Origin of the sequence: Kitasatospora sp. NPDC059577 (assembly GCF_042735475.1) — a bacterium.
GTDB lineage: Bacteria > Actinomycetota > Actinomycetes > Streptomycetales > Streptomycetaceae > Kitasatospora.
Map to the genome: position 1 here is coordinate 1 of NZ_JBHWBZ010000138.1, position 2,916 is coordinate 2,916.

A 2,916-nucleotide genomic window follows, 5' to 3' on the forward strand; every position below is an offset into this window, starting at 1 on the left:
TTTGTGTCCCAGAGCCAGGCGCCCCCCGGGACGAACGACCTTGCCGCTCACCCCGCTGTCCACCAGGCTCGAGTGCCGGGGAGGACCCCGGCCGGGCCCGCCGTCCGGGTGTACGCGAAGGCTGAACCGGGTGCCGCCGCGGTGTCGGCAGGCTTGGTCGGGTGGATCTGCCCGCCGGTCCAGCACGGACCGGTGCGTTGGACAGAAGGGCTCTCTGCTGACCGCGGCGGTTCGCGGCCATTGGCCATTGGACGCGGCCGACGGCGCCTTCCTCCGAAACCGTTAGGGACGACTACCGAAGGCACGGGATCGCTTCGGGGGCCGCTGGGTCGTCCACTCCGCCGACGAATCGGCCGGACTGCGCGGCTGTCCCCCCGGCAGGGGGCGACCGCGGCCCGGCGGCCCGGGACGGGATCTGACGGCCCCCCAGGGCCGGCAGAACCCGGCACGGTGAACGCCGCCGGGCCACACCACAGCCACGCCGAAGGCGTGACCAAGGCACGGTGGCCCGGCACGGTGGCCAAAGGCCCCCCAGGGGCCGACGCCACCGGGACGGTGAACGCCACCGGGCCACAACACAGCCGCCCCCGCCAGGGGGCGACCACACCAAAACCCCGAGCGGGGCGGGGCACCGAAGGACCCCGCCGCCTCAGCCGGCAGCCCGCCGCAGCAGCTCCGCGTCGGCCAGCACGGCGACATCGTCCGGCGTCGCCACGGTCCCGTCCGCGAGGACGAGGGGGAGGTCCGCGGCGTCCCACGGCGCGAGGTCAGCGCCAGAGGCGGCGCAATCGGGGCACAGCCGCGTGCCCTCGACCAGCACGGTCTGCGCGAAGGGGACGGGGCAGCCGCAGTCGTCGGCGGGGTTCGTGGTCATGGTGGGCTCCTTGCGGTCTGCGGGTGGGTGCCGGTGGGGTGCCCGCTGGCGGGGTGTTCCGGCAAGGGCTGCCACGCAGACGCAATAGGGCGGGGGCGCAACCGAGGGACCCGGACGGCCAAGATGTTTTGCGGCGCTGGCGAGGGCCAAAAAGGGGCGATAGCCCGGCCCTCGCCCGACGCAAAAGATCTTGGCCGGGAGGATCAGGCCCTCGGTTGCGCCCCCGACCGCGTCTGCGAGGCTGACCCGGCCGGAACACCACGCGGGCACCCCACCGGCACCCACCCGCAGACCACCACCCGCCCCCACCCCGAACCCCCGAACCTGCACCCGGCACACCAACGGATGACGCACCAGGGGGGCGCCGGCCCGCCACCGCACAACGGCAACAGGCCCACTAGGTCGGCAAGCCCCACCAGCGCAGCCTCGTCGGCCACCCCGGCTTGCCGCGCTGGCCCACCCTGGCCTGTTCCCGCAGCACGCGCTTGAACAGTCTCGGTCCCCGTCTGCCCCGGTCGGGGCAGAGATCCGGTGGGCCCGGGATGTCCCGGGCCCACCGGATCCGGCTCAGCTGGTGATCATCTCGGCGTCGGCGCCGAGATCGCGCAGCTTCTCCATGAAGTTCTCGTAGCCGCGGTTGATCAGGTCGATGCCGTGAAGGGTGGAGGTGCCCTTGGCCGCCAGCGCCGCGATCAGGTAAGCGAAGCCGCCGCGCAGGTCGGGGACGTGCAGTTCTCCGCCGGTCAGCTTGGACGGGCCGGAGACGACCGCCGAGTGCGTGTGGTTCTGCCGTTCGAAGCGGCACGGAGAACCGGTCAGGCACTCGCTGTAGAGCTGGATGTGCGCGCCCATCTGGTTCAGCGCGCCGGTGAAGCCGAGCCGCGACTCGTACACCGTCTCGTGGACGACGGACAGGCCGGTGGCCTGGGTCAGCGCGACGACCAGCGGCTGCTGCCAGTCCGTCTGGAAGCCCGGGTGCACGTCGGTCTCCAGGGCGATCGCCTTGAGCTCGCCGCCCGGGTGCCAGAAGCGGATGCCCTCGTCGTCCACCTCGAAGGCGCCGCCGACCTTCCGGAAGGTGTTGAGGAAGGTCATCATCTCCAGCTGGCGCGCGCCGCGGACGTAGATGTCGCCCTTGGTGGCGAGCGCCGCGCAGGCCCAGGAGGCGGCCTCCAGACGGTCCGGCAGCGCGCGGTGGTTGTAGCCGTTCAGCTCGTCCACACCGGTGATCAGGATGGTGCGGTCGGCGTCCCTGGTGATGATCGCGCCCATCTTCTGCAGGACGCAGATCAGGTCGACGATCTCCGGCTCGATGGCGGCGTTGCGCAGCTCGGTGACGCCCTCGGCGAGGACGGCGGTGAGCAGCACCTGCTCGGTCGCGCCGACCGAGGGGTAGGGCAGCTCGATCTTGGTGCCGCGCAGCCGCTGCGGGGCGACCAGGTAGGTGCCCTGCGGGTGGTTCTCGATGGTGGCGCCGAACTGGCGGAGCACCTCGAAGTGGAAGTCGGTCGGGCGGCCGCCGATGTCGCAGCCGCCGAGGCCGGGGATGAAGGCGTGGCCGAGGCGGTGCAGCAGCGGGCCGCTGAACAGGATCGGGATCCGCGAGGAGCCGGCGTGACCGACGATGTCCTCGACGTTCGCGTTCTTCACGTGCGAGGCGTCGAGGATCAGCCCGCTGTTGTCCTGGTGGACAGTGACCCCGTGCAGCTGGAGGAGGCCGCTCACCACGTGGATGTCGCGGATGTCCGGAATGTTGGTGAGGTGGCTGATGCCCTGTCCGAGCAGAGCGGCGACCATGGCCTTGGGAACGAGGTTCTTCGCACCGCTGACGCGGACCTCGCCTTCGAGCGGGCTTCCGCCGTGGACCATCAGGCGCTGAGTCATGTGTTTCTCCCTGGTGGGTGGCCGGGAGGGGTGGCCGCCTGGTTGGCGGTCGGGGTTGGTGGGGCCCCTTTCCGGCGCGGGGCACCAGCGCCGGGCGGGCCCGGGGGGCGCAACCGGGCGGCCCGGGCGGCGAAGATGTTCCGCCCCGCCTGCCCGGG

The 2,916-nt window shown here is 72.2% G+C and carries 2 protein-coding genes; both read right to left on the bottom strand.

What is annotated here, in order from left to right; genetic code table 11:
• Positions 1-649 precede the first annotated feature (649 nt).
• Positions 650-874: a hypothetical protein gene (locus ACFV0O_RS41375; protein ID WP_380350221.1), complete on the bottom strand. Its 225-nt coding sequence runs from the start codon at positions 872-874 to the stop codon at positions 650-652.
• 567 nt (positions 875-1,441) lie between these two features.
• Positions 1,442-2,758 carry a UDP-N-acetylglucosamine 1-carboxyvinyltransferase gene (murA, locus tag ACFV0O_RS41380; RefSeq protein ID WP_380350224.1) on the bottom strand — a complete coding sequence of 439 codons (1,317 nt, stop codon included), beginning with the start codon at positions 2,756-2,758 and terminating at the stop codon, positions 1,442-1,444.
• Positions 2,759-2,916 lie beyond the last annotated feature (158 nt).

Coding starts and splice junctions, on each gene's coding strand:
- murA (WP_380350224.1), bottom strand. CDS start 2,758: ATGACTCAGCGCCTGATGGTCCACGGCGGAAGCCCGCTCGAAGGCGAG.
- ACFV0O_RS41375 (WP_380350221.1), bottom strand. CDS start 874: ATGACCACGAACCCCGCCGACGACTGCGGCTGCCCCGTCCCCTTCGCG.